The organism is Bradyrhizobium sp. HKCCYLRH3061, assembly GCF_051168015.1.
Classification (GTDB): domain Bacteria; phylum Pseudomonadota; class Alphaproteobacteria; order Rhizobiales; family Xanthobacteraceae; genus Bradyrhizobium.
In genome coordinates this window covers 158,811-182,201 of the sequence record NZ_JBNPUE010000005.1, presented here as the reverse complement: position 1 = coordinate 182,201, position 23,391 = coordinate 158,811, and the positions used below count along the sequence as shown (strand labels likewise).

The 23,391-nt window shown below is 65.4% G+C and carries 19 protein-coding genes; 9 read left to right on the top strand and 10 right to left on the bottom strand.

Annotation, left to right across the window (positions count from 1 at the left end; translation table 11 throughout):
- Positions 1 to 93 precede the first annotated feature (93 nt).
- Positions 94 to 675, top strand: coding sequence for a TRAP transporter small permease subunit (locus tag ACQR2C_RS11555; RefSeq protein WP_315803063.1), 582 nt, complete (start codon positions 94 to 96; stop codon positions 673 to 675).
- Between the two features lie 23 nt (positions 676 to 698).
- Complete coding sequence (locus ACQR2C_RS11550; RefSeq protein ID WP_434838964.1) at positions 699 to 2,354, top strand: TRAP transporter large permease; 1,656 nt, start codon at positions 699 to 701, stop codon at positions 2,352 to 2,354.
- 96 nt (positions 2,355 to 2,450) lie between these two features.
- Here ACQR2C_RS11550 and ACQR2C_RS11545 read toward each other — a convergent pair whose 3' ends face one another.
- The 4 genes from ACQR2C_RS11545 to ACQR2C_RS11530 all read right to left on the bottom strand — a co-directional run bounded on the left by ACQR2C_RS11545 (position 2,451) and on the right by ACQR2C_RS11530 (position 6,693).
- Positions 2,451 to 3,539: a TRAP transporter substrate-binding protein gene (locus tag ACQR2C_RS11545; RefSeq protein ID WP_434846619.1), complete on the bottom strand. Its 1,089-nt coding sequence runs from the start codon at positions 3,537 to 3,539 to the stop codon at positions 2,451 to 2,453.
- A gap of 176 nt (positions 3,540 to 3,715) precedes the next feature.
- Positions 3,716 to 4,810, bottom strand: a complete 1,095-nt coding sequence (locus ACQR2C_RS11540; protein ID WP_315803060.1) for a TRAP transporter substrate-binding protein — start codon at positions 4,808 to 4,810, stop codon at positions 3,716 to 3,718.
- 179 nt (positions 4,811 to 4,989) lie between these two features.
- On the bottom strand, positions 4,990 to 6,114 hold the full coding sequence (locus ACQR2C_RS11535; protein WP_316180639.1) for an Mrp/NBP35 family ATP-binding protein: 1,125 nt from the start codon (positions 6,112 to 6,114) through the stop codon (positions 4,990 to 4,992).
- Between the two features lie 132 nt (positions 6,115 to 6,246).
- Positions 6,247 to 6,693: a VOC family protein gene (locus tag ACQR2C_RS11530; RefSeq protein ID WP_316237863.1), complete on the bottom strand. Its 447-nt coding sequence runs from the start codon at positions 6,691 to 6,693 to the stop codon at positions 6,247 to 6,249.
- A gap of 260 nt (positions 6,694 to 6,953) precedes the next feature.
- On the opposite strand from ACQR2C_RS11530, the gene ACQR2C_RS11525 reads away from it, so the two are divergent.
- The 6 genes from ACQR2C_RS11525 (at position 6,954) to ACQR2C_RS11500 (ending at position 14,534) form a co-directional block, all read left to right on the top strand.
- On the top strand, positions 6,954 to 7,823 hold the full coding sequence (locus ACQR2C_RS11525; RefSeq protein WP_316180637.1) for an NAD(P)-dependent oxidoreductase: 870 nt from the start codon (positions 6,954 to 6,956) through the stop codon (positions 7,821 to 7,823).
- Positions 7,824 to 8,162: 339 nt separating this feature from the next.
- Positions 8,163 to 10,553, top strand: a complete 2,391-nt coding sequence (locus ACQR2C_RS11520) for a TonB-dependent receptor domain-containing protein (RefSeq protein ID WP_434881159.1) — start codon at positions 8,163 to 8,165, stop codon at positions 10,551 to 10,553.
- Between the two features lie 7 nt (positions 10,554 to 10,560).
- Complete coding sequence (locus ACQR2C_RS11515; protein WP_434881158.1) at positions 10,561 to 11,991, top strand: PepSY domain-containing protein; 1,431 nt, start codon at positions 10,561 to 10,563, stop codon at positions 11,989 to 11,991.
- A 137-nt stretch (positions 11,992 to 12,128) separates the two neighbouring features.
- Positions 12,129 to 13,724 carry a sensor histidine kinase gene (locus ACQR2C_RS11510; RefSeq protein ID WP_316180631.1) on the top strand — a complete coding sequence of 532 codons (1,596 nt, stop codon included), beginning with the start codon at positions 12,129 to 12,131 and terminating at the stop codon, positions 13,722 to 13,724.
- A gap of 47 nt (positions 13,725 to 13,771) precedes the next feature.
- Complete coding sequence (locus ACQR2C_RS11505; protein ID WP_315803053.1) at positions 13,772 to 13,969, top strand: DUF1289 domain-containing protein; 198 nt, start codon at positions 13,772 to 13,774, stop codon at positions 13,967 to 13,969.
- A 28-nt stretch (positions 13,970 to 13,997) separates the two neighbouring features.
- Positions 13,998 to 14,534, top strand: coding sequence for a TIGR02281 family clan AA aspartic protease (locus ACQR2C_RS11500; protein ID WP_315717625.1), 537 nt, complete (start codon positions 13,998 to 14,000; stop codon positions 14,532 to 14,534).
- Positions 14,535 to 14,609: 75 nt separating this feature from the next.
- Here the strand turns inward: ACQR2C_RS11500 and dusA are convergent, their stop codons facing one another.
- The 6 genes from dusA to ACQR2C_RS11470 all read right to left on the bottom strand — a co-directional run bounded on the left by dusA (position 14,610) and on the right by ACQR2C_RS11470 (position 21,502).
- On the bottom strand, positions 14,610 to 15,629 hold the full coding sequence (dusA, locus tag ACQR2C_RS11495) for a tRNA dihydrouridine(20/20a) synthase DusA (protein ID WP_434881157.1): 1,020 nt from the start codon (positions 15,627 to 15,629) through the stop codon (positions 14,610 to 14,612).
- A 295-nt stretch (positions 15,630 to 15,924) separates the two neighbouring features.
- The gene (locus tag ACQR2C_RS11490) at positions 15,925 to 17,784 is read right to left on the bottom strand and encodes a TRAP transporter large permease (protein WP_316216204.1); all 1,860 of its coding nucleotides are present in this window, start codon (positions 17,782 to 17,784) and stop codon (positions 15,925 to 15,927) included.
- A complete protein-coding gene (locus ACQR2C_RS11485; RefSeq protein WP_434881156.1) occupies positions 17,781 to 18,797 on the bottom strand; it encodes a TRAP transporter substrate-binding protein in 1,017 nt (338 codons plus the stop codon). The genes ACQR2C_RS11490 and ACQR2C_RS11485 overlap by 4 nt, the downstream gene beginning before the upstream one ends.
- Before the next feature lie 78 nt (positions 18,798 to 18,875).
- Entirely contained in the window at positions 18,876 to 19,889 is a 1,014-nt protein-coding gene (locus ACQR2C_RS11480) for a transketolase family protein (RefSeq protein ID WP_315802999.1), read from the bottom strand.
- Entirely contained in the window at positions 19,889 to 20,737 is an 849-nt protein-coding gene (locus tag ACQR2C_RS11475; RefSeq protein ID WP_434881155.1) for a transketolase, read from the bottom strand. Before ACQR2C_RS11475 ends, ACQR2C_RS11480 begins: the two co-directional genes overlap by 1 nt.
- A gap of 15 nt (positions 20,738 to 20,752) precedes the next feature.
- Positions 20,753 to 21,502 (bottom strand): SDR family NAD(P)-dependent oxidoreductase, encoded by a 750-nt coding sequence (locus tag ACQR2C_RS11470; protein ID WP_315802997.1) that lies wholly within the window; start codon positions 21,500 to 21,502, stop codon positions 20,753 to 20,755.
- A gap of 108 nt (positions 21,503 to 21,610) precedes the next feature.
- Here ACQR2C_RS11470 and ACQR2C_RS11465 point away from each other — a divergent pair, with 108 nt between their 5' ends.
- The gene (locus ACQR2C_RS11465; RefSeq protein ID WP_316180622.1) at positions 21,611 to 22,513 is read left to right on the top strand and encodes a LysR substrate-binding domain-containing protein; all 903 of its coding nucleotides are present in this window, start codon (positions 21,611 to 21,613) and stop codon (positions 22,511 to 22,513) included.
- Positions 22,514 to 23,391 lie beyond the last annotated feature (878 nt).

The following is a 23,391-nucleotide window of genomic DNA, read 5'->3' as shown; positions in this document are numbered from 1 at the left end:
TTGAGCCTGCCGGGCCGGATAGGCCGTTGCGCCATGTGCTGCGCAGCCAGAACGGGCCATGGGACGTCGCAAGACATTTGGGGGAGGATTGCGTTGCAAGCGTTGCTGAAATTGAGCCGTGGGATCGATGCGTTCACGACCTGGACCGGCAAGCGGCTGGCGTGGCTGATCCTGCTGGCCGTCATCATTTCCACGATCAACGCCATCGTCCGCAAGACGCTCGACACCTCGTCGAACTCCTGGCTCGAGCTACAGTGGGTGCTGTTCTCAGCGGTCTTCCTGCTGTGCTCGCCGTGGACGCTGCTCGACAACGAGCACATCCGCATCGACATCGTCAACGCCATGATGCCCAAATGGCTGCGTGACACCATCGACGTCGTCGGCCACGTGCTCTTCCTGATTCCGCTCTGCGTCGTGATGATCATCACCAGCGTGCCGTTCTTCCTGCGCTCGTTCGAAATCAACGAACAGTCGAGCAATGCCGGCGGCCTGCCGCAATGGCCGGCGAAATCGCTCATCATGATCGGCTTCGTGTTCCTGCTGGCGCAGGCCATCTCCGAGCTGATCAAGCGCATCGCCGTGATGCGCGGGCTCATCCCTGATCCCCACGCTGCGAAATCCCACGGGATCGAGGCCGAGGTCGAGCACCTCGTCGAAGCGATCGAAAAGAAGTAAGCGGCGGGCTGGGGGATACTTCAATGACAGCTTTTCTGATCGCCAACATGGCGCCGATCATGTTCGGCTCGCTGGTCGTGATGCTGCTGCTCGGCTATCCGGCAGCCTTCTCGCTCGGCGCCGTCGGCCTGTTCTACGCCCTCGTCGGTATCGAGCTCGGCGAATTCCGGCCGGACTTCCTGCAGGCGCTACCGGAACGCGTCTACGGCGTGATGAACAACGACACGCTGCTGGCGATTCCGTTCTTCACCTTCATGGGCCTGGTGCTGGAAAGATCCGGCATGGCCGAGGACCTGCTGGACACCATCGGACAGCTGTTCGGCACCATCCGTGGCGGCCTTGCTTATGCGGTCGTGTTCGTCGGCGCGCTGCTCGCGGCCACCACCGGCGTGGTCGCCGCCTCGGTGATCTCGATGGGCTTGATCTCGCTGCCGATCATGCTGCGCTACGGCTACGACCGCCGGCTTGCCTCGGGCATCATCGCCGCCTCCGGCACGCTCGCGCAGATCATCCCGCCGTCGCTGGTCCTGATCGTCATGGCCGACCAGCTCGGCAAGTCCGTCGGCGACATGTACGAGGGCGCCTTCATCCCCGGCCTCGTGCTGTCGGCGATCTATGCCGGCTACGCCTTCCTGACCAGCATGATCTTTCCGAAATCGGCGCCCGGCCTGCCGGCCGATGCGATCGGCTTTCGCGAGGACTCGGGCGACCGCGGCCTGAAATCGCTGGGCGTGCTGTTTCTGGCGAGCTGCGTGTTCGGCTGGTTCATGATGCGCGGATCGGAATATCACGGCGCCGACTTCGTCGTGCTGAGCATGTTCTACGGCATCGTGTTCGCCTTCGCCGTCGCAGTCGTGAACTGGGTGCTGGAGCGCACCACCGGATACCGCTTCCTGTCCCGCATGGCGCAGCAGACCACCTTCGTGATGGTGCCGCCGCTGTTCCTGATCTTCCTGGTGCTGGGCACGATCTTCATCGGGCTCGCGACGCCGACCGAAGGCGGCGCGATGGGCGCAGCCGGCGCGATCATCCTCGGCGCGATCAAGCGTCGGCTGAGCTTCGACCTGGTCCGCCAGGCGGTCGAGTCCACCGCAAAACTGTCGGCCTTCGTGGTCTTCATCCTGGTCGGCGCGCGCGTGTTCTCGCTGACCTTCTACGGCGTCAACGGCCACGTCTGGGTCGAGCACCTATTGACGTCACTGCCCGGCGGTCAGGTCGGCTTCCTGATCTTCGTCAACGTCTTCGTGTTCGTGCTGGCGTTCTTCCTCGACTTCTTCGAGCTCGCCTTCATCATCATCCCGCTGCTGGGGCCCGCGGCCGAAAAGCTCGGCATCGACCTGATCTGGTTCGGCGTCATCCTCGGCGTCAACATGCAGACCTCGTTCATGCATCCGCCGTTCGGTTTCGCGTTGTTCTATCTCCGCTCGGTGGCGCCGAAGGAGTCTTATCTCGACCGCGTCACCGGCAAGCGGATGGAGCCGGTGACGACGGGACAGATCTACTGGGGCGCGGTGCCGTTCGTGGTGATCCAGATGATCATGGTGCTCCTGGTGATCCTGTTCCCGTCGATGGTCATGCACTACAAGGGCGCCGCCTCGACCGTCGATCCGAATTCGATCAAGATCGAGATTCCGCAGATCGATGCGCCACCGCTCGACTTTGGCCCGCCGAAATTCTGATGGCGCAGATACTCCATCGTCGCGACAATGAAAAACCCCGGCGCGCTGCGCCGGGGTTTTGTTTTGTCTGGCTCCTGGAGCGATACGGCGCCGGTCTCAGCTCTGCGAGTTGCGCGCCATGAAGGCGTCGTAGCCGATCTCGGCGACCTGGAACCAGGCGTAGCCATTGCCGGCGAAGGCGGACAGCGACTCGTAGGTCTTCTTGAAGTCGGGGTTGGTGGCCGCGACCTCACCGTGCAGCTCGCGCGCCGCCTTCAGGCAGGCCTGCATGATCTCCGGCGAGAACGCGTGCAGCTTGGCGCCGGCAGCGAGCAGCCGGCGCAGTGCCGCCGGGTTGCTCTGGTCGTACTTCGCCATCATCCAGTTGTTGGCATAGTGGCCCGCATGCTCGAGGATCTTCTGATAGTGCTTCGGCAGTGCATTCCACTTGTCCTGGTTGACGAAGGAAAGCAGCATCGGCCCGCCCTCCCACCACCCCGGATAGTAGTAGTGCGGCGCGACCTTGACGAAGCCGAGCTTCTCGTCGTCATACGGACCGACCCACTCGGCCGCGTCGATCGTGCCCTTCTCCAGCGCAGGATAGATGTCGCCGCCGGCGATCTGCTGCGGCACCGCGCCGAGCTTCTGCAGCACGCGGCCGGCAAAGCCACCGACGCGGAATTTCAGTCCCTTGAGATCGTTGACGCCGGTGAGCTCCTTGCGGAACCAGCCGCCCATCTGACAACCGGTGTTGCCGGCAAGCAGCGAGACGACATTGTACTTCGTGTAGAACTCGTTGAGGATCTCGCGTCCTCCGCCGAGCATGTACCAGGCCTGGTTGATGCGCATGTTCGGCCCGAACGGGACCGACGAGCCGAAGGTGAACGTCGGATCCTTGCCGAAGTAGTAGTACGACGCGGTGTGGCCGATTTCGACGGTGCCGTTCTGCACGGCGTCGAGGACCTGCAGGCCGGGCACGATTTCGCCGGCCGCGAACGGCTGGATCTGGAATTTGTTGTCGGTGGCCTCGCCGACCACCTTGGCCATGATCTCGGCGCCGCCATACAAGGTGTCGAGCGATTTCGGCCAGCTCGTCGGCATGCGCCATTTCAGCTCCGGCATCGATTGCGCGATGGCCGGCGCCGCGATCGCGGCCGCGCCAGCGGCGCCAAGCCCAGTCACCTTGATGAAGTCTCTCCGCTTCATAGTTCTTCCCTCCCTGGGGGTCATTGTGTTCGTTTCCTAAGCAGCCTTCTTTGTGAGGCTTCAGTTCCAGTGTGGATCAAAGTGCGTCGGAGTGCCATTGCGAAAAGTTGCCGCAACGCAAAAGCCCGGCCTCTCACGAGGCCGGGCTCAAGTCGATCCGCCGATTGAAGCTACGATCAGCCGCGGGTACGCGAGCGGATCATGAAGCTGTCATAGGTGTACTCGGCGACCTGCCACCACAGATACTCGTCCGAGCGGTAGGCCTGCATCGCGTCGATGACCTTCTTGAAGTCGGCGTTCTTGGCCGAGATCTCGCCCCACAGCTCGTTGGTCGCCTTGAGACAGGCTTCGAGCACCTCGTTGGTGAACGGACGCAGCTGCGTGCCCCCGGCGACCAGGCGCTTCAGCGCCGCCGGGTTCACCTGGTCGTAGCGCGCGGCCATCCAGGTATTGGCGTTGACCGTCGCGTTGGCGAGGATCGACTGATAGTGCTTCGGCAGCTCGTTATACTTGTCGAGGTTGGCGAATGCGTGGACGGTCGGACCGCCTTCCCAGAAGCCCGGATAGTAGTAGTACTTGGCAACCTTCTGGAAGCCGAGCTTCTCGTCGTCATACGGACCGACCCACTCGGCCGCGTCGATGGTGCCCTTCTCCAGTGACGGGTAGATGTCGCCACCCGCGAGCTGCTGCGGCACGACGCCGAGCTTCTGCAGCACCTGGCCGGCGATGCCGCCGATGCGGAACTTCAGGCCCGAGAGGTCGGCGACGGTCTTGATCTCCTTGCGGAACCAGCCGCCCATCTGGGTGCCGGTATTGCCGCAGGGGAAGCCGATCACGTTGGCCGACTTCTTGAAGAACTCGTTGGCGAGCTCGTTGCCGCCGCCCTGATACAGCCAGGAGTTCTGCTGCCGGGCGTTGAGGCCGAACGGCACCGACGCGAAGATCGCGAAGGTCGGGTCCTTGCCGACGTAATAATACGACACCGTATGGCACATCTCGACGGTGTTCTTGGAGGTCGCGTCGAGCGCCTGCAGACCCGGAACCAGCTCACCGGCCTGGAAGACCTGGATCTGGAACTTGTTGTCGGTCATCTCGGCGACCTGCTTCGCCAGGTACTCGGCGCCGCCATAGATCGTGTCGAGCGACTTCGGGAAGCTCGAGGTCAACCGCCACTTGATTTCCGGCATCGACTGCGCGATCGCCGGCGAGGCCACCGCAGCCGTCGCCGCGGCACCGGCGGCCGAAACCTTCAGAAAATCACGACGCTTCATATTAAGGCATCTCCTTGTTGGGGGCGTTTCCCGTTGAAAAAGCATTTATCCGCCGATGCGATTGGCCGCATACGGTCGAAGGCGATCCGGGCCGGGCTTTAGCACGGAACCGGTTAAGCGAAAACGCGACGTTGGAATGACAAACGGTCCAATAGTCGCACGCGCTTCGCTGCAGTGCATCAAGCAGCGGCGATGGCGTCCTTGAGCTGATCCCGCACCGACGCGGCGATGGTCCTGTAGATCGCGGCATGCGGACCCTTCGGCTCGCTCTCGACCACCGGGTTGCCGGCGTCCGACGTCGAGCGGATGTCCATGTGCAGCGGGATTTCGCCGAGGAACGGCACGCCGAGCCGCTCGGCCTCGTGGCGCGCGCCGCCATGACCGAAGATGTCGGACCGGGTGCCGCATTGCGGGCACTGGAAGTAGCTCATGTTCTCGATGATGCCGAGCACGGGCACGTTGACCTTGCGGAACATCGCAAGCCCGCGGCGGGCGTCGATCAGCGACAGGTCCTGCGGCGTCGACACGATCACCGCGCCCTTCAGCGGCACGTTCTGCGCCAGCGTCAGCTGGGCATCGCCTGTGCCCGGCGGCATATCGACGACGAGCACGTCGAGCGTGCCCCACGCGACGTCGCGCAGCATCTGGTTGATCGCCGACATCACCATCGGGCCGCGCCAGATCATCGGGCTGTCCTCGTCGACGAGAAAGCCGATGGACATGATCGACAGGCCGAAGCGCGACAGCGGAATCATCTTCTTGTCGTCGGTGAGCTTGGGCTTTTCCTGCAGCCCGGTCAGCCGCGGCACCGACGGGCCGTAGATGTCGGCGTCGAGCAGCCCGACCTTGAGGCCGAGATCGCGCAAGCCCAGCGCGAGATTGATCGCGGTGGTCGACTTGCCGACACCGCCCTTGCCCGAGGCCACGGCGATGACGGCCGCGATACCCGGAATCGCGGCCTGCCGGGACATCGGCGAGTCCGCCGGATGCTGGTGCGGACGATGCGCCGAGACCGGCTGCACCCCGCCTTGCCGCGGCGGCGGGGCGGCAGCGCCCGCCTTGCGCTCGGCGGTCAGCGCGATCATCGCCATGGTCACGCCGGGAATGGCGCGCACGGCGGCTTCGGCTTGCGCCCGGGTGTCTTCCCAGGCGCGAGCCTCGCTGGCCTCGACATTGATCGAGAAGAACACCTTGCCGTCATTGGCCGTGATCGGCGACAGCACGCCGGCGTCCGGCAGCGCCACGCCACGTGGCGAGCGAACCCGCTTGAGTGCCTCGATAACCTGCTGCTGCGTCACGCTCACGGCGCGTCTCCTGAAATAGCTCAGAACGCGCCACATCGTCGCGCCCTATCCTGTTGGCCGGACATGATCTTCCGTCGTCTGCGACGGCACCGCTCCGGCCCTGCGTTGCGCCGCTTCATAAAGCCGACCGGCTCAAAACGCCACCATGGTTCCGATGTCGGAGGCGGTCTCCACCGGCGCATCCTCGGCCTGCTCTTTCGCTGCCTCGTAATTGAGCTCGATCATCACGCCGTTGGGGTCGCGCACGAAGATCTGCCACAGCTCCCCGCCCGGCACCTGCCGCGCTTCGAACGGCATGCCCTTCTCGGCGAGCCGGGCCTTCATGCCGGCGAAGCCGCGGCTGACGAAGGCGACATGGTGGACGACGCCGGAGTCCGGCTTTTGTGCCTCGGAGGTCGGCGAGATGTCGACCAGATGCACCACCGGGCGGCCCTCGCTGTACATCCAGGCGCCGGGAAAGGCGAAGTCCGGACGGGCGCCGTTCTCGAGCCCGAGCACGTCTTCATAGAAGCGCACGGTCTCGGCGAGGTTGCGGGTCCGGATGTTGAAATGATCGAGCACGCCGACGCTGACGCCCATGCGAGACACTCCCTGGCTGGTTCGTTGGTTGACTGGATTTCGTTGCCGGATGGCGGCTTTGCAAGCCGTCATGATGATGCCTCTTTAGCACGCGGCGGCGCTTTCGCATCCGTCACGAAGCCGTTGCCCCCGCCTCGCAAGCCGGTATGGTGCGGCGTCCAGCACCGCCGCGACCCGCGCCGGATGCTGATGTGTTCCTTTCAAGAACAGCCCGGCCCTCTCAAGGCCGCCGGCAGAACCCCAAGGTCAAGGTAGCTCATATGGCTAAAGTCGCTTTCATCGGTCTCGGCGTCATGGGTTTTCCCATGGCAGGACACCTCGTGAAGAAGGGCGGTCACGAGGTCACGGTCTACAACCGCACCGCGGCCAAGGCGAAGGAATGGGCCGACAAGTTCGGCGGCAAGGCAGCACCAACGCCGAAGCAGGCCGCGGAAGGCCAGGACTTCGTGATGTGCTGCGTCGGCAATGATAACGACCTGCGCTCGGTCACGATCGGCCCGGACGGCGCCTTCGCCGGCATGGCCAAGGGCGCGACCTTCGTCGACCACACCACCGCCTCGGCTGAAGTGGCACGTGAGCTCGACGCCGCAGCTACCAAGGCCGGCTTCAAATTCATCGATGCGCCAGTGTCCGGCGGCCAGGCCGGCGCCGAGAACGGCGTGCTGACCGTCATGTGCGGCGGCACCGCGGACGCCTATGCCGGCGCCGAACCGGTGATCGCGGCCTATGCCCGGATGTGCAAGCTGCTGGGACCGGCCGGCAGCGGCCAGCTGACCAAGATGGTCAACCAGATCTGCATCGCCGGTCTCGTGCAGGGCCTGTCCGAGGGCATCCATTTCGCGAAGAAGTCCGGCCTCGACGTCCCCGCGGTGATCGAGACCATCTCCAAGGGCGCCGCGCAGTCGTGGCAGATGGAGAACCGCTACAAGACCATGAACGATGGCAAGTATGACTTTGGTTTTGCGGTGGAATGGATGCGCAAGGACCTGTCGATCTGCCTCAGCGAAGCGCGCCGCAACGGCGCCCATCTGCCGGTGACCGCGCTGGTCGACCAGTTCTATTCCGAGGTCGAGAAGCTCGGCGGCAAGCGCTGGGACACGTCGAGCCTGCTGGCCCGTCTGGAGAAGTAGTCCCGGGGCTTGTCGACACCATCAAGCGGCCGCCCTCGGTTCGACGGGCGGCCGTTTTGCATTGGACTCGGTATGCGAGCCGGACCCGCCCTGTCGTCGACGCCAGATGCTCTGAATGACATCGGAACGCTCCATTGCGCCCCCTGCGACTCGCTGATACCCGTTGCAATCGCTAATCGTTCGCATGTGTTGCCAGATCGAGACACCCTTCAGCCGGAATCGCCCGTTTGAAATGTTATAACATTACATTTCCGGAGGTTTAAGCTAACTCTCGTCCGGGCATCGTGAACGTTACGGGCGCAGGCGCCGGCCCAGTCCGGACCTGCGGTGGGGATCAGAATGAGCGTGCGGACGATCTGGGGGTCGATATCGTTGGCGGGGCTTGTGGCCGGCTGGTCAGCCGGCCATATGGCTCACGCGCAGCAAACGGCAAGCCCCGCCGTAACATCGGCGGCCAACACGTTGCTTCCGGATGTAACGGTCGACGCGCCGCGGCAGCGGCAAGTGTCCGACCGGACGCAATCGCGTGGCCGAACGGCGGACCGGACCACCCGTCCCGTCCAGCAACGCGGGACCGCGCCAGCGCAGGCAGCGCCATCCGTTCCCTCACAGGCCACCAACGCGACCGCGACCCCGCTCAACGGCAACGCCATCCCGGCAGCCGGCAGCCGGCTCGGCCTGGCCGCGCGCGAGGTGCCGGCGACGGTCGAGGTGATCGGCGCCGAGACGCTGCGCGAGCAGGGCTACTACACGACCGTCGACGCGGTGAAAGGCGCCACCGGCGTCAGCGCCGGCGATGCGCCGAACGACGTCGGCTTTGCGATGCGCGGCTTCCAGGGCAACCAGGTCAACGTCCTCTATAACGGCATCAACATCGGGCCGACCGGATTCACCGCGCTGACGATGGAGACCTTCAACCTCGACCGCGTCGAGTTTCTCAAGGGCCCCTCCTCGCTGATCTCAGGCCAGGGGGCGGTCGGCGGCACCATCAATTTCGTCACCAAGACCCCGCACAGCGGCCCGGTCGAGAGCGAGGCCTTCGTCGGCTTCGACCAGCGCGGCACATTCCGCAGCGGCTTCGGCTCCGGCGGCAGCACGACCGTCAAGGGCCTGGACTATCGTTTCGACATCAGCCGGACCAAGGAGGTCGGCTTCATCGACGACACCGAGTTCAAGAATGTCCATGTCTCCGGCCAGCTCGACTACCGGCTGTCCGAGAGCTTCAAGACCTTCTTTGCCGCCGAGTTCAAGGACTACAAGGCCAAGCCCTATGAGGGCACGCCGCTGGTGCCGGTGGCCTATAGCGGCGCGAACGCAACCAGCGGCATCGTCTCGGGCTCCAAGATCTCCGCCTACAACGGCAGCGATCTCGGCGCCGTCACGATCGACGGCCGCACGCTGTCGACCAACTACAACGTGGTTGACGGCCACAAGACCATCAAGGAATCCTGGGTCCGCAGCGGCTTCGAATGGGACCTGAACAACGACGTCACGCTGCGGAGCCAGATCTACAACTACAATGCCAGCCGCGACTGGTACAATAACGAGGTCTCGGCCTTCAACGCGACCACCAATCTGGTCGATCGCGAGCGCTTCTTCGTCCATCACAACCACAACATGGTCGGCAACATCACCGACGTGATATGGAACGGCAGCATCTTCGGTCTCGCCAACCGGCTCGTCACCTCGGTCGAGAGCTCGCATACCGACTTCACGCGACCCGGCGCGGCCAATTTTCCCGGCGAGTCAGTCCCGCTGATCGGCTTCGATCGCGGCACCTATGGTGAGCTGAGGACACAGCTTCAGACCGCCACGATCGACAGCGTCGCGCTCAATCTCGAAGACCGCTTGAGGCTGACCAACAGCTTCGCGCTGGTCGGAGGGCTGCGCTACAACCCGTTCACGCTCGACCGCAATTGGATCCGCAATGGCGCCGAGCGGCCCGGCTTCCCCTATTCCAAGAGCTGGCAACCGGTCACGGGACGCATCGGCTATACCTGGGAGGCGCTGCCGGGCACGATGTTCTACAGCCAATATGCGACGGCAACCGACATCTCGGCCGACAGCATCTTCATCCTCACTCCGACGCAGAACCTGACGCTGTCGGATTCGCGCAGCTACGAGACCGGCGTCAAGCAGCTCGCATGGAACGGCCGCGCGGAATGGACCTTCTCGGCCTTCGACATCGAGCGCAACAACGTCTACAGCGCCCAGGCCGGCCAGCAGCTCAACCTTGCCGGCAAGGTCAAATCGCAAGGCATCGAGCTGTCGGCTGCGGTGCGGCCGACGCCGGAGAGCAGGCTCTGGGGCAATTTCGCCTATGTCCGCGCCCGCTATGCCGATTATGATCTCGCCGGCGGCGGCTCGTTCTCGGGCAACACGCCGCCCAACATCCCCGCCGTCATCGTCAATGGCGGCGGCTCCTACCGCTTCCTCAATCCCGGCTGGTGGCCGGTCGAGCTCGGTTTCTCCGTCCGCCACGTGGGCGACCGCTGGAGCACCGACGCGAACACGGTGAAACTGCTCGCCTACACCACGGCCGACCTGTTCGCCTTCATCGACCTGCCGAAGGTGCCGCTGTTCGCCACCGCGACCAGCACGCGGCTCGCCTTCCGGGTCCGCAACGTCACCGACCGGCGCTACGCGGCCTGGAGCGATCCGTTCTATCCCGACCAGATCTTCCTCGGCGCGCCCCGCACCTACGAGGTCGAAGCCTCGTTCAAGTTCTGATGGCCGCATGATCCGGGCGCTGATCCTCACGCACCGCTGGCTGAGCATCCCGCTCGGTCCGCTGCTCGTGCTGTGGTTCGCGACTGGGATCGTGATGCACTACGTGCCATTCCCGGCGCAGACCGAGAGCGAGCGCTTCGCCGCGCTGCCCGTGCTCGACGTCGCCATGTCGCTGCACGGTCCCGCGGAGGCCCTCGCCAAAGCTGGAATCGACCATCCAGACCGCATCCGCCTGGTGCAGCGCATGGATGGCCCGGTCTATGTCATCTCGACCGCCGGCCGCAGCACGGCCATTCATGCCGACACGCTGGCCACAGCCGAGGTGAGCGCCCCCGACATCGCCCTGTCGATCGCACGCGCGGCAGCGCAGCGGCGCGGGCTCGAAGCCGACGGCGCCGCCGTTGCAGCTCTGGACGACTACGACCAATGGACGGTGCCGAACCGGTTCGACGTGCATCGTCCTTTGCACCGGATCGCGCTCAACGATCCCGGCGGCACCGAGCTCTATGTCTCCTCGCGCACCGGCGAGGTTGTGCTCGACACGACTCGGTTCGAACGCGCCTGGAACTACGTCGGCAGCGTCGTTCATTGGATCTATCCGACCATCCTGCGCAAGGACTGGGCGGCCTGGAACGCTGCCGTGTGGTGGCTGTCGCTCGCGGCGGTCGTCGCCGCCGTGAGCGGCGCCCTGCTCGGCCCGATGCGGCTGAGATATCATGAGGTGCGGCTGTACTCGCGCTACCGCGGCTGGCACCTGTGGCATCATTGGGCCGGCCTGATCTGCATGCAGTTCGTGCTGACGTGGATGGTCAGCGGCTGGCTGTCGATGGACCATGGCAGGCTGTTTGCGACCGGCCGTCTGACGCCGTCCGAGCAAGCCATTCTCGTCGGCGCGCCGGATTGGACCGACGCGACCGCGGGCGCGCTCGCGGCGGTGCATGGCGGGGTCCGCGAGATCGAGTGGTTCGCCTTCGGCGGCCGCCTCTATCAGCGCATCCGGCGCGCGCCGAGTCAGCAGCAGATTTCGCTGCTGGACGGCGCATCGGCACGCATCGTCGGCCGCTTCCTGCAGCCGGCCGACGTCAATGCCGCGGCGTCCCGCCTGCGCGGCGACTGCGCGCGCTCGTCCGAAGTCGAGCCGGGCGACGACTATCCGTTTGTTTCCGATGTGCCGGGCGCGCCGGTCCATCGCGTGGTCTGCGGCGACACCTGGTATCAGGTCGACGCCGCCTCCGGCGCAGTGCTCGAGAAGCTCGACCCATCCCGGCGCGCTTATCGGTGGCTCTATCAGGCGCTGCACACGCTCGACTTTCCGGCCCTGCTTGCGCAGGCGGCGCTGCGCACGTTTCTCATCGTCGGCCTCTGCGCGATCGGCCTCGTCTTCAGCATCACCGGCGTGGTGATCGGCTGGCGCCGCCTGCGCATGCAGCTCCGCTGAGCCTCGCCACAATGGTTAATTTAACGCGCGGTTAACGCAAATTTTTCGTTGTCTATAATCCGTCTTAAGGATTTGGGCCCAGTTATAGACAATGCAGAAAGCAGCCCGTACCTCGCGGGCAGGATTTGTGTTGTTTGATGAGTAAACCCGCTGAAAAGCCTGAGGTCGTCGAGCTTCCGGCAGATCCGCCGGCGCTTGCACCAGCAAGCCAGCGCCGGGCCGCGCAGCAGCGGGTGCGCGAGGCGCGCGACCGGTTAACGTCGACATCGGGAACGCGTCCGGCCTTCGACCGCGAGCTGCTGCGCCAATACGCGCAGACCCGCATCTCCGCCTCCTACATCGTCGTGCTGCTGGTGGTGGCAACCGGCCTGATGCTCAGCGTGTGGCTGCATACGATCGCGGCCGGCGCCTGGACGCTCGGCGTGCTCTGCATTCATGCGGCGATCGTGCGCAACTGCTCGAACTTCCTCGCCGACCAGCCGTCGCTGGCGGCGACGCGGCGCTGGCGCACGCGCTTCGTGCTGCTCGACCTGCTCTACGGCGTGTGCTGGATGGCGATCCTGATCCATCCGGCGCTCGCGGCGGTGTCGGGCACGCTGATGATGTTCCTGATGCTGCTGGTGATCGCGGTCTCCAGCATGCTCGCCGCCAACCTGCCGATCGCAGCCGTCGCCGTCACCGCGCCGGTGACGGTCGCGATCACGCTGAGCCTCGCGCTGTCGGGCACGTTCGACAACTACCTGCTCGCCGGGTTCGCCGTCGCGGCCGAAGGCTATTTCGTGCTGCTCGCCCATCAGCTGCACGCGACGACGCTCGCCACGCTCGAAGCACGTGCCGAGAAGGACGCCCTGATCGGCGAGCTCGAGCAGGCGAAGGCGATCTCCGACGAGGCGCGCTACCGTGCGGAGGCCGCCAACGTCGCGAAGTCGCGATTCCTCGCGCAGATGAGCCACGAGCTGCGAACGCCGCTGAACGCCATCCTCGGCTTTTCCGAGGTGATGAAGAGCGAGATCTTCGGCGTGCATGCGGTGCCGGTCTACAAGGAATATTCGGCCGACATCCACAATTCGGGCGTCCACCTGCTCAACCTCATCAACGAGATCCTCGATCTCTCGCGCATCGAGGCCGGCCGCTACGAGCTGAACGAGGAAGCCGTGGCGCTGGTGCACGTGATCGCCGACTGCCACCATTTGCTGAAGCTGCGCGCCACGAGCCGCGGCATCACCATTCACGAGGTGTTCGAGCAGAAGATGCCGCGGCTGTGGGCCGACGAGCGCGCGATCCGCCAGGTGGTGCTCAACCTGCTGTCCAACGCCATCAAGTTCACGCCGCAGGGCGGCGACATCTGGCTGAAGGCCGGCTGGACGGCCTCGGGCGGACAATATCTCAGCGTCAAGGACACCGGCTCGGGCATCCCCGAGAACGAGATTCCGATCGTGCTCGCCTCGTTCGGCCAGGGCTCCAACTCGATCAAGTCGGCCGAACAGGGCGCAGGATTAGGTCTGCCCATCGCCAAGAACCTGATCGAGATGCATGGCGGCACGTTCACGCTGAAATCGAAGGTCCGCATCGGCACCGAGGTGATCGTCACCTTCCCGCCGGAGCGGGTGATGTCGGCGCTCGCTCCGCTGTCGGACGAGGCACCGCCATTGCAGCCGGAACACGCGATCGCCCCCGCTCAGGAGAAGCGTCGGGTCCGCAAGCCGATCATGAATGCCGGAACGGGACTGTGAGATGATTGCACTTGCACGACAGTGGCAGAACCTTTCAAACTCGCGCCATGAGCCAGGAGACGCCCTGCATCGCCGTCTGCATGATCGATCCGAAGACGAAGCTCTGCTTCGGCTGCGGACGCACGCTGCCGGAGATCGCCCGCTGGGGCCGCATGTCGACCGACGAGCGGCTGGCGCTGATGGACGGGCTGCCGTCCCGCATGCACGACGCCGGCCTGCCCGCGCTGGCGCGTCGGCGCGACTGAGCGCCTCGGTGCCGACGGGAGGCGCGGCATGAACAAGGTCGTGCTCGTTTTCGTCACCATGGTGCTCACCGCGGGCGCCGTGATCGTCTACAAGGACCCCGAGCAGGCAGCGCTCGCAAGCGACACCGTGTCGGAGGTTCTGCGCAGCCGCGCGCTCCGCGCCAAGGCGAGCCCTCCGACCAACGCGGTCGAGATCGAGCGCACCAGAGGCGGCGAGTTCGCATTGCGCGCCAAGATCAACGGCGTCACCGCGCCGATGGTGGTCGACACCGGCGCCACATCGGTGGTGCTGACCTACGAGACCGCCAAGGCCGCAGGCCTGCCGCTCGAACTGCTCGCCTACGACGTCGACGTCGAAACTGCCGGTGGCCATACCAAGGCTGCGCGGCTGACGTTGGACCGGCTCGCGATCGGCAAACTGGTGGAGCGCTCGGTGCCGGCGCTGGTGGTGCCGCACGGCCAGATGAAGACCAACCTGCTCGGCATGAGCTTCCTCGACCGGCTGGAGCGCTGGGAAGTGCGCTCCGACCGGCTGATGCTGCACGGCTTTCCCGACCGCAGCTGAGGAGCTGGGCCTCGTCGCAGCCAGCAGAGAGATCGCGCGCCAGGCCGTCGCCGAACTGCCGCTGGCCTGAGCCGCTCAGGCCAGCGCAGCAACCGCTGGGCGCTCCTCGACCATCGCGACCGCCTCGCGCAGTACCTCGATGCCGGCGTCTGGCTTGACGCCACGCTCGGCGAGATGGCGGCGGAATGCGCGTGCGCCGGGCACCGCGTGATAGGCGCCGACGAGATGCCGCGTGATCGCGTGCAGCCGCGCGCCCTGCCCGAGCTGGCGCACGATGTGGGGCTCGAGCGCCGCCAACGCATCCTTCATGGTCCGATGCGGCGCGACCTCGCCGAACAGGACGGGATCGACATCGAGCAGCCGCCACGGCTCCTGATAGGCCGCTCGCCCAAGCATCACGCCATCGACATGCGCGAGATGACCTTGCGCAGCTTCGATGCTGCCGATACCGCCATTGATGATGACGGGCACGTGCGGCAGCCTCGCCTTCAACCGGTACACCCTGTCGTAGTCGAGCGGCGGAACGTCACGGTTCTCCTTTGGCGACAAGCCGTTCAGCCACGCCTTGCGCGCGTGCACGATCAACGCGTCGGCGCCGCTATCGACGACCGCGTCCGCCAGCGCATCGAGCGCGACCTCCGGATCCTGATCGTCGATGCCGATGCGGCACTTCACGGTGACGGGAATGCGAACGGCGTGCTTCATCGCGGCGACGCAGGCGGCCACGAGCGCGGGCTCGGCCATCAAACAGGCGCCGAAGCGGCCGTCCTTCACCCGGTCCGACGGACAGCCGACATTGAGGTTGATCTCATCGTAGCCGAAATCCTCGCCGATCCTGGCCGACGTCGCGAGATCGCCGGGGTCGGAGCCGCCGAGCTGCAGCGCCACCGGATGCTCGCTGGCATCGAAGCCGAGCAGCCGCTGCCGGTCGCCATGAATGACGGCGCCGGTCGTGACCATCTCGGTATAGAGCAACGCCCGGCGCGACAGCAGCCGATGGAACACCCGGCAGTGCCGATCGGTCCAGTCCATCATAGGGGCGACGGAGAAACGCCAAGCGTTTGATTTTGCAATTTTATTTGAGATATCAGTCATTCAGAAGTCGCGCCGGAAGCATCCCATCAGCGTCCATTTACGCCGATTTCCGCTGATTTCGACCCATTTTTGGTCTCCCGGTAAAACAATGTTGTACCGGAGATCGATCAGGCAGCCGTCGATTGGTGCCGCTGCGGGAGATCCATTGCCGCCCAGCAGAGCGTGGATCTCGCCGGAACGAATCCGCAGGTTGGCGCCGCGCAGGACGTGGGTGCACCGAAGCTCTTTTCGATGTCCTGGGCCTCGAGCTCGCGACTGGCATCTCGGTCCTCACGTTTTCAGCCGACCCGGGGGGTCAGAGAAAGCCGATCGACAGCCACGGCACGAAGGCAACCAGCAGCAGGCCGAGCACGAGCGCGCCGAGATAGGGCCAGATGCGGGTCAGTCCGGCGTTGGGATGGATCTGTCCGATCGAGCACGCCGCGTAGTACCCAAGGCCGAAGGGCGGCGCGAACAGGCCGATGCCCATCGCGAGGATGATCACCATCGCGTAGTGCACCTCGTGCACGCCGAGCAGCTTGGCCGCCGGAAACAGCAGCGGGCCGAACAGCACCATGGCCGGCAGGCCTTCGAGGATGCTGCCGAGCAGGATGAACACGGCGATCGAGATCAGCAGGAAGCCGTATTTGCCACCGGGCACCGAAACCATCATCGCCGCGAGCGCATGCGAGAAGTTCGACTGCGTCAGCGCCCAGGCCATCGCGGTGGCCGCACCGATGATGAACAGGATCGCCCCCGACAAAGCGGCAGTATGCACCAGCGCCGGATAGAGCCTGCGCCAGTCGAAGCGGCGATAGACGAGCAGTCCGACCAGGATCGTGTAGGCGATGCCGACGGTCGAGACTTCGGTCGCGGTGGCGACGCCCTCGGTGACCGCGGTGCGGATCAGCACCGGCAGCAGCAGTGCCGGCAGCGCCGTGATGAGCGCCGAGCGAATGGTGGCCCAGGTCGGCCGCGGTCGGATCACGCCCTCCGGCTCGACCATGCGGCGCTTGGCGACCACCGCCAGCGCGGCGGCCAGCACCAGGCCGGGCAGGATGCCGCCGGTGAACAAGGCCGAAATCGAGACGCCGGCGACGGAGCCGATAATGATCAGCACGATCGAGGGCGGAATGGTCTCGGCCATCGCGCCCGAGGCTGCGAGCAGCGACACCAGCTCGCCGTCATGAATGCCGCGGCGCTTCATGTCCGGAAACAGCACCGGCGCGACCGCCGCCATGTCGGCCGTCTTGGCGCCGGAAATGCCCGAGACCAGCAGGATCGCGCCGAGCAGCACGTAGGACAGGCCGCCTCTGACATGGCCAACCAGCGACACCAGGAAGCCGACCATTGCTGCCGCCATGCCGGTCATGACGATGAGATGGCCGAGCAGAATGAACAAGGGAATCGCGAGCAAAACGAGGGATGAGACGCCCTCGTCAATGCGGCTGGTGACGACTTCGAGCGGCGCCGAGGTGACCGTGAGGAGATAAGCCACCGTGGCGAGCCCGAAGCAGAATGCGATCGGGACGCCGGCGAGCACGGCCGCGCCGAGCAGGATCGCGAAGAACACGATCAGATTCCAGTTGCCGAGCGCCTTGAGCGCCGGCGCCGCGCCCCACAGCACGAGCGCCGTGGCCGCCAGGATCACCAGCGTGATCGCGATGTCGCGCGAGCCGTGGCGCGCCATGCGCAGCAGGGCGGTGGCCAGCATGAGGCCGATGCCGACCGGCACCGCGCCGGCCCGCACGCTGTCGGGCAGGCCCAGCGCCGGCGTCTCCGCGAACGCCTGTCCGCTCGCATAGTCGATCGCAGGATGCAGCAGGATCGCCAGGAACAGCGCCGGCGCCATCAGCGCCGCGCTCTCCAGCACCGCGCGGGTGCGCGGTGCGACGCGGTCGATCAGCGCGGTCATCCGCATGTGCTCGCCGCGGCTGAGCGCGAGCACGGCGCCCAGCATCGCGAGCCAGAGAAAGGTGATCGACGCGAGCTCGTCAGCCCAGGTCAGCGGCCGGTTGAAGGCGAAGCGCGCCGTCACACCGGTGAAGAGGATTCCGACTTCCGCGACCAGCGCGACGATCGCGGGAATCTCGATCAGCTTCGTCAGCGCCCGCTCGAGGCTTTCGACGACGCCGTGCTTCGTGGAGGCTGCCAGAGACGCGTCGACCGAGTTCATCCGAGCTCTCCCACATTCGACTGCAGGATCTTCCAGGCCTCCTCGCCGAACTTGCCGCGCCAGTCCTTGTAGAAGCTGCTCTTGCCGAGCGCGCCACGGAATGCCTCCTTGTCGACATCCACGAAGGTGAAGCCCTTGGCGGCGAGATCGGCGCGCAGGCTCTGGCTGAGCGCGGCAATGTCGGATCGCTCGTCATCCGCCGACTTGTTGAATTCCTTCGTGACCAGCGTCTGCAGGTCGGACGGCAGTTTGCTAAATGCAGCGCGGTTGCCAAGAATCCAGTAGGCATCCCAGACGTGGCTGGTCAGCGAGCAGTATTTCTGGACCTCGTAGAGCTTGGCGGTGGCGATGATCGGCAGCGGGTTCTCCTGGCCCTCGACCACCTTGGTCTGCAGCGACGTATAGACCTCATTGAAGTTGATCGGTGTCGGACCGGCACCGAGCGCCTGGAACAGGCTGGTCAGGATCGGCGCCGCCGGCACGCGGATCTTGAAGCTCTTGAGATCGTCCGGCGTCTTGATCTCGCGGGTCGAGGACGTGACCTGGCGAAATCCGTTGTCCCAGGGCTTGGAGAGCGCGATGACGCCGGTCTTCTCGATGTCCTTGCGGATGTGATCACCAAGGCTGCCGTCCATCGCCTTCCAGACCTGGTCGTAGGACGTGAAGGCGAAGCCGGTGTTGACGATGCCGGCGAGCGGCACGCGGGTGGCAAGCACGGAGCTCGCGATGTTGATCGCATCGACGGCGCCGACGCGGACCTGCGAGATCAGATCGGTGTCGGAGCCGAGCTGGTTGGCCGGGTAGAGATTGATATCGAGCCGGCCGCCGCTCGCCTCCTTGATGCGATCGGCCGCCTGCTGCGCCCGCTTGTTGACCGGATGCGACGGATCCTGTCCGGTCGCGAGCTTCATCGTGAACTCCGCTGCCTTGGCGAATCGCCCGGTGAACGGCAGCACCGCAGCCCCCACCATTGCTCCTGCCATGAATCGCCGACGCGTCATTGCCTTGCGCATTCCCGTCCCTCCAGTATGAAATTGTTGTTATGGTCCGGCGCGTCCGCGCGCCGGCGGGTCATGTCAGCGGCTGGTCCGCTATTTGAGCCAGCCCTTGACCTGCTTGACGACTTCCGACAACGAGATGCCGTAGCGATCGTGCAAGGTCGGCAGCGCGCCGGCGTCGAGGAATTCGTCGGGCAAGCCGATCTGCCGGAACGGTACGTGCACGCCTGCGCGCATCAGCACCCCGGCGACCGCCTCCCCCAGTCCGCCGATCACCGTATGGTTCTCGGCGACGACGACGAGACGGCCGGAGCGGCCGGATTCGCGCACGATGGTCTCGGCATCGAGCGGCTTGATCGTCGGCACGTGCAGCACGCCGACGTCGACGCGATCATCGGACAGCGCCTTGGCGGCCTCGAGCGCGCGCATCGTCATCAGCCCGGACGAGATCATCAGCACGTCCCGGCCGTCGCGCAGCAGCTTGGCCTTGCCGAGCTCGAATGTGTAGTCGTACTCGTCGAGCACCAGCGGCACCTGGCCGCGCAGCAGCCGCATGTAGACCGGGCCTTGATGGGCGGCCATCGCCGGCACGACCTGCTCGATCTCATGCGCATCGCAGGGGTCGATCACCGTCATGTTCGGCATCGCGCGCATCAGCGCGAGATCCTCGGCCGCCTGATGGCTCGGGCCGTAGCCGGAGGTCAGGCCGGGCAGCGCGCAGGCGATCTTCACGTTGCGATCTTCCTCGGCGATGGTCTGGTGGATGAAGTCGTAGGCGCGGCGCGAGGCGAACACGGCATAGGTCGTGGTGAACGGCATGAAGCCTTCAGCCGCCATGCCGGATGCGGCACCGAATAGCAGCTGCTCGGCCATGCCCATCTGGTAGGTGCGCTCGGGGAATTCCTTCGCGAAGATGTGCAGGTCGGTATACTTGCCGAGATCGGCGGTCATGCCGACCACCTCCGGCCGGCTGCGCGCCAGCGCGACCAGCGCGTGGCCGAACGGCGCCGGCCTGGTGCGCTGGCCCTCGGAAGCGATCGAGGCGATCATCGCCGAGGTCGTCAGGCGCGGCTTGCTCAGATCCGGTGCGGGTCTCGTCGATTTCATCACGGCCTCCCGGCGTCGAGTGCGGCAATCGCGAGCTGCCACTCGTGCGGCTCGACGCGAATGAAGTGGTTCCTCTCGCGCTGTTCGAGGAAGGGCACGCCCTTGCCCATCAGCGTGTCCGCCACGATCATGCGCGGCTTCGGCGCCGCGTGGGTCTTGGCGGCATCGAAGGCGGCGACCACGGCGTCGAGGTCGTTGCCGTCGACGCGCTGCACGAACCAGCCGAACGCTTCCAGCCGATCCACCAAAGGCTCGAAGCCCATGACCTGGGTCGAAGGGCCATCGGCCTGCTGATTGTTGACGTCGACGATGCCGATGAGGTTGTCGAGCTTGTGGTGGCTGGCGGACGAGATCGCCTCCCAGACCGAGCCCTCGTCGAGCTCGCCGTCGGAGAACAGCGTGTAGACGCGCGAGCTCGACGTCTTGCGCTTCAGTCCGAGGCCCATGCCGACGGCGATGCTGAGGCCGAGGCCGAGCGAGCCGCCCGACATCTCCATGCCCGGCGTGTAGGACGCCATGCCGGACATCGGCAACCGGCTGTCGTCGCTGCCATAGGTTTCCAGCTCGGCCTCGGGAACGATGCCGGCCTCGATCAGCGCGGCGTACAGGGCGATCGCATAGTGTCCATTCGACAGCAGGAAACGGTCGCGCTCCTCCCAGTTGGGATCCTCGGGCCGGTAGCGCATGCTGTGGAAGTAGGCGACTGCCAGCACGTCGGAGATGTCGAGAGCCTGGGCGATGTAGCCCTGCCCTTGCACCTCGCCCATGCGAAGCGCGTTGCGCCGGATGTTGTAGGCGCGCTGCGCCAATGTCGGCGCGTTGGCGAGCCGGCTGGTTGCGGTGTCCATCTCTTGAGACCTTGGTTAGTGGATCAGCATGCCGCCATTGACGTCGATGACCGCGCCCGTGACATAGGCGGAGAGGTCCGACGCCAGAAAGGTGTAGATGCCGGCGACGTCGTCGGCGGTGCCGAGCCGGTTGAGCGGAATGCCCTCGAGGATCTTGGCCTTCATCTCGTCGGTCAGCTTGCCGGCCGTGATGTCGGTGCCGATCAAGCCCGGCGTGACGCAGTTGACGCGAATGCCGTCGATGCCGAATTCGCGCGCCATCGCCTTGGCGAGACCGAGAACGCCGGCCTTGGCCGCGGAATAATGCGGCCCGCCGAAGATGCCGCCGCCGCGCTGCGCCGAAACCGACGACATGCAGGCGATAGAGCCCTGCTTGCGCGCGCGCATGTGGGGGATCACCGCTTGCGACAGGAACAGCACGCCCTTGAGATTGACGTCCTGGATGCGATCCCAGTCGTTGGGCGTGATGTCGAGCAGCTTGACCGGCTGGGTGATGCCGGCGTTGTTGATGAGAATGTCGATGACGCCGAATGTGGCGATGACTTGCGCGACGGCGTCGTTGCAGGAGTTGTTGTCGGCGACGTTGCAGCCGATCCCGAGATGCTGGTGGCCGAGCGTGGCCGCCGCGTCGGCGGCCGCCGCGGCATCGAGGTCGAGGATGGCGACGCGCGCCCCTTCGGCGGCGAACCGTCGCGCAGTGGCCAGCCCAATACCGCGCCTGGAAGCTGCGCCCGAGATGATCGCCGTCTTGCCGCTGAGCAGCATCCTTGGTCCTCCCAAAGTGTCGTTGTGTTGGGCTTGACCATGGCGGGCCGGACCGGCGGGGACAAACGCGCAGTTGTCACGGATAGATGAATCTGGTTCACTCATTCGATGCTGTCCAACGTCCCGATTTCGTCAATCAGAGCGTTTGAGGCCGCTGCACGGACTGGCTCGTTTCGCGATGCAGCGAATGAGCTTCACCTGACCCCGAGCGCAGTCAGCCACGCCATCCGCAAGCTGGAGACGACCCTGCGCACGGTGCTGTTCGAGCGCACCGCCCGCTCGGTGCGGCTGACACCTGCCGGCGAGAACCTGATGCGCCATGCCGGCGCCGCCTTCGACCAGTTGCGCCGCGGCCTGGAGGAGGTCGCCGCGCGCGGTCCCCAATTGGTCCGCGTCCATTCGGCGCCGAGCTTCGCTGCGCAGTGGCTGACGCCGCGATTGGCGCGATTTCTCGCCGCCCACCCCAAGCTCGAGGTGCGGCTTGCGGCGAACACCGACTATGCGCGATTCAAGAACGACGATTTCGACATCGATATCGTCTACGGCCAGCCGCATGCGGAAGGTGTCGAAATCGTTCCGTTGGCCGAGGAAACGGTGACGCCGCTCTGCTCGCCGGCACTGGCGGCCACGATCAAGCGGCCTGCCGACCTGCTGGAACGAACGCTGATCCGCTCCGATGTCAAGCAGATCCAGTGGCATCAATGGTTCGCCGCCAACGGTCTCGAGCCTCCCGCTCTTCATGGCATGCGCTTCGACCGCAGCTTCCTGGCGCTTGCGACCGCGACCGAAGGTCTCGGCGTTGCCCTTGAATCCACCCTGCTGGCCGAGCGTGAGCTGGCATCCGGCCGGCTGGTGGCGCCGCTAGCCGGCCGCGCGACCGACGTCCGCTACGTCGGCCATCGCCTGGTATTTCCCCGCAATGCTCACCAACGCACGGCTGTCCGCGCCTTTGCCGACTGGATCACATCCGAGCTCAGTCCGGAACGCGGAGGGCGACGATCGTTCGATTGATCTCGCGCCGTCCCTGCTTTCTTTCGACCGAGCTCGCTGATTGGGGCTCTCGGAACGCATTACGTCCCGAGGCTGAAACGCTCACCTTGAGGCAGGCCAAGCAGCCCAGGTTGACCTTTCAGATCATTACTCGGCCGTCGTTTGATCAACTGTTCGGGCAGCGTGTCCTGCGCGGCCAATGGGGGGATACGTCTTTACCGCGGACATCGCGTCGGAGGCAGAGATCAAGGTCTCTTCGCCCGAGGTGGACCTTCCCTCCCCCGCCCCGACCACCGTGCTCGACGTCGGCCGGACAGATCGATGAAGCGAGAGCCGCGATCCAGAAGGGACTGAAGCTGCGGCCCGGCACGACCGCGCTCAACGTTGCGCCGCCGATGAAGAACACCAGTCCGGTGTATCGCGAGGCCGCGGCCAGGATCGTTCAGCTCATGGTCGACGCGGGCCTGCCGGCCCAATAGGGCGACCAGCCCGATCCACGATCCGCACGCGTGGCAGTCTCACCAAAAATCATTGCCCCTGGAATCGTTCAGACGACGCTAGTGCTCCCCGCGGCCTCTGTCAAACCACCGTCACGAAACACGAACACAAGGAAACGATCTCGACCTTGGCGGCCCGTGCCGCCGAGCTTGATCCAGCGCTCGGACCAGTACTCCGCACGGCGCGCTGCATCCGAAGACCGATCACGGGAATTGCAGGTACCAAACCTTGACCGAGGCACGCCACGCAGACCCGCGCGACAATGATCTGGTCGCGGAGAAGCAAGGTGCCAGGTCATCCGGCGTCGATCTCGTCGCCCGCCAGAGCACGGCCCGGCTGGGGGCGCTGAAGCTGCTGATTGCGGCATCCGGCCTCGCCGGCCTCGGCTATGAGATCGTCTG

Bases quoted from the DNA above. Each gene is read 5' to 3' on its own strand.
- ACQR2C_RS11550 (WP_434838964.1), top strand. From the start codon at position 699: ATGACAGCTTTTCTGATCGCCAACATGGCGCCGATCATGTTCGGCTCG.
- ACQR2C_RS11545 (WP_434846619.1), bottom strand. From the start codon at position 3,539: ATGAAGCGGAGAGACTTCATCAAGGTGACTGGGCTTGGCGCCGCTGGC.
- ACQR2C_RS11540 (WP_315803060.1), bottom strand. From the start codon at position 4,810: ATGAAGCGTCGTGATTTTCTGAAGGTTTCGGCCGCCGGTGCCGCGGCG.
- ACQR2C_RS11530 (WP_316237863.1), bottom strand. From the start codon at position 6,693: ATGGGCGTCAGCGTCGGCGTGCTCGATCATTTCAACATCCGGACCCGC.
- ACQR2C_RS11525 (WP_316180637.1), top strand. From the start codon at position 6,954: ATGGCTAAAGTCGCTTTCATCGGTCTCGGCGTCATGGGTTTTCCCATG.
- ACQR2C_RS11520 (WP_434881159.1), top strand. From the start codon at position 8,163: ATGAGCGTGCGGACGATCTGGGGGTCGATATCGTTGGCGGGGCTTGTG.
- ACQR2C_RS11515 (WP_434881158.1), top strand. From the start codon at position 10,561: ATGATCCGGGCGCTGATCCTCACGCACCGCTGGCTGAGCATCCCGCTC.
- ACQR2C_RS11510 (WP_316180631.1), top strand. From the start codon at position 12,129: ATGAGTAAACCCGCTGAAAAGCCTGAGGTCGTCGAGCTTCCGGCAGAT.
- ACQR2C_RS11505 (WP_315803053.1), top strand. From the start codon at position 13,772: ATGAGCCAGGAGACGCCCTGCATCGCCGTCTGCATGATCGATCCGAAG.
- ACQR2C_RS11500 (WP_315717625.1), top strand. From the start codon at position 13,998: ATGAACAAGGTCGTGCTCGTTTTCGTCACCATGGTGCTCACCGCGGGC.
- dusA (WP_434881157.1), bottom strand. From the start codon at position 15,629: ATGACTGATATCTCAAATAAAATTGCAAAATCAAACGCTTGGCGTTTC.
- ACQR2C_RS11490 (WP_316216204.1), bottom strand. From the start codon at position 17,784: ATGAACTCGGTCGACGCGTCTCTGGCAGCCTCCACGAAGCACGGCGTC.
- ACQR2C_RS11485 (WP_434881156.1), bottom strand. From the start codon at position 18,797: ATGCGCAAGGCAATGACGCGTCGGCGATTCATGGCAGGAGCAATGGTG.
- ACQR2C_RS11480 (WP_315802999.1), bottom strand. From the start codon at position 19,889: ATGAAATCGACGAGACCCGCACCGGATCTGAGCAAGCCGCGCCTGACG.
- ACQR2C_RS11475 (WP_434881155.1), bottom strand. From the start codon at position 20,737: ATGGACACCGCAACCAGCCGGCTCGCCAACGCGCCGACATTGGCGCAG.
- ACQR2C_RS11470 (WP_315802997.1), bottom strand. From the start codon at position 21,502: ATGCTGCTCAGCGGCAAGACGGCGATCATCTCGGGCGCAGCTTCCAGG.
- ACQR2C_RS11465 (WP_316180622.1), top strand. From the start codon at position 21,611: ATGCTGTCCAACGTCCCGATTTCGTCAATCAGAGCGTTTGAGGCCGCT.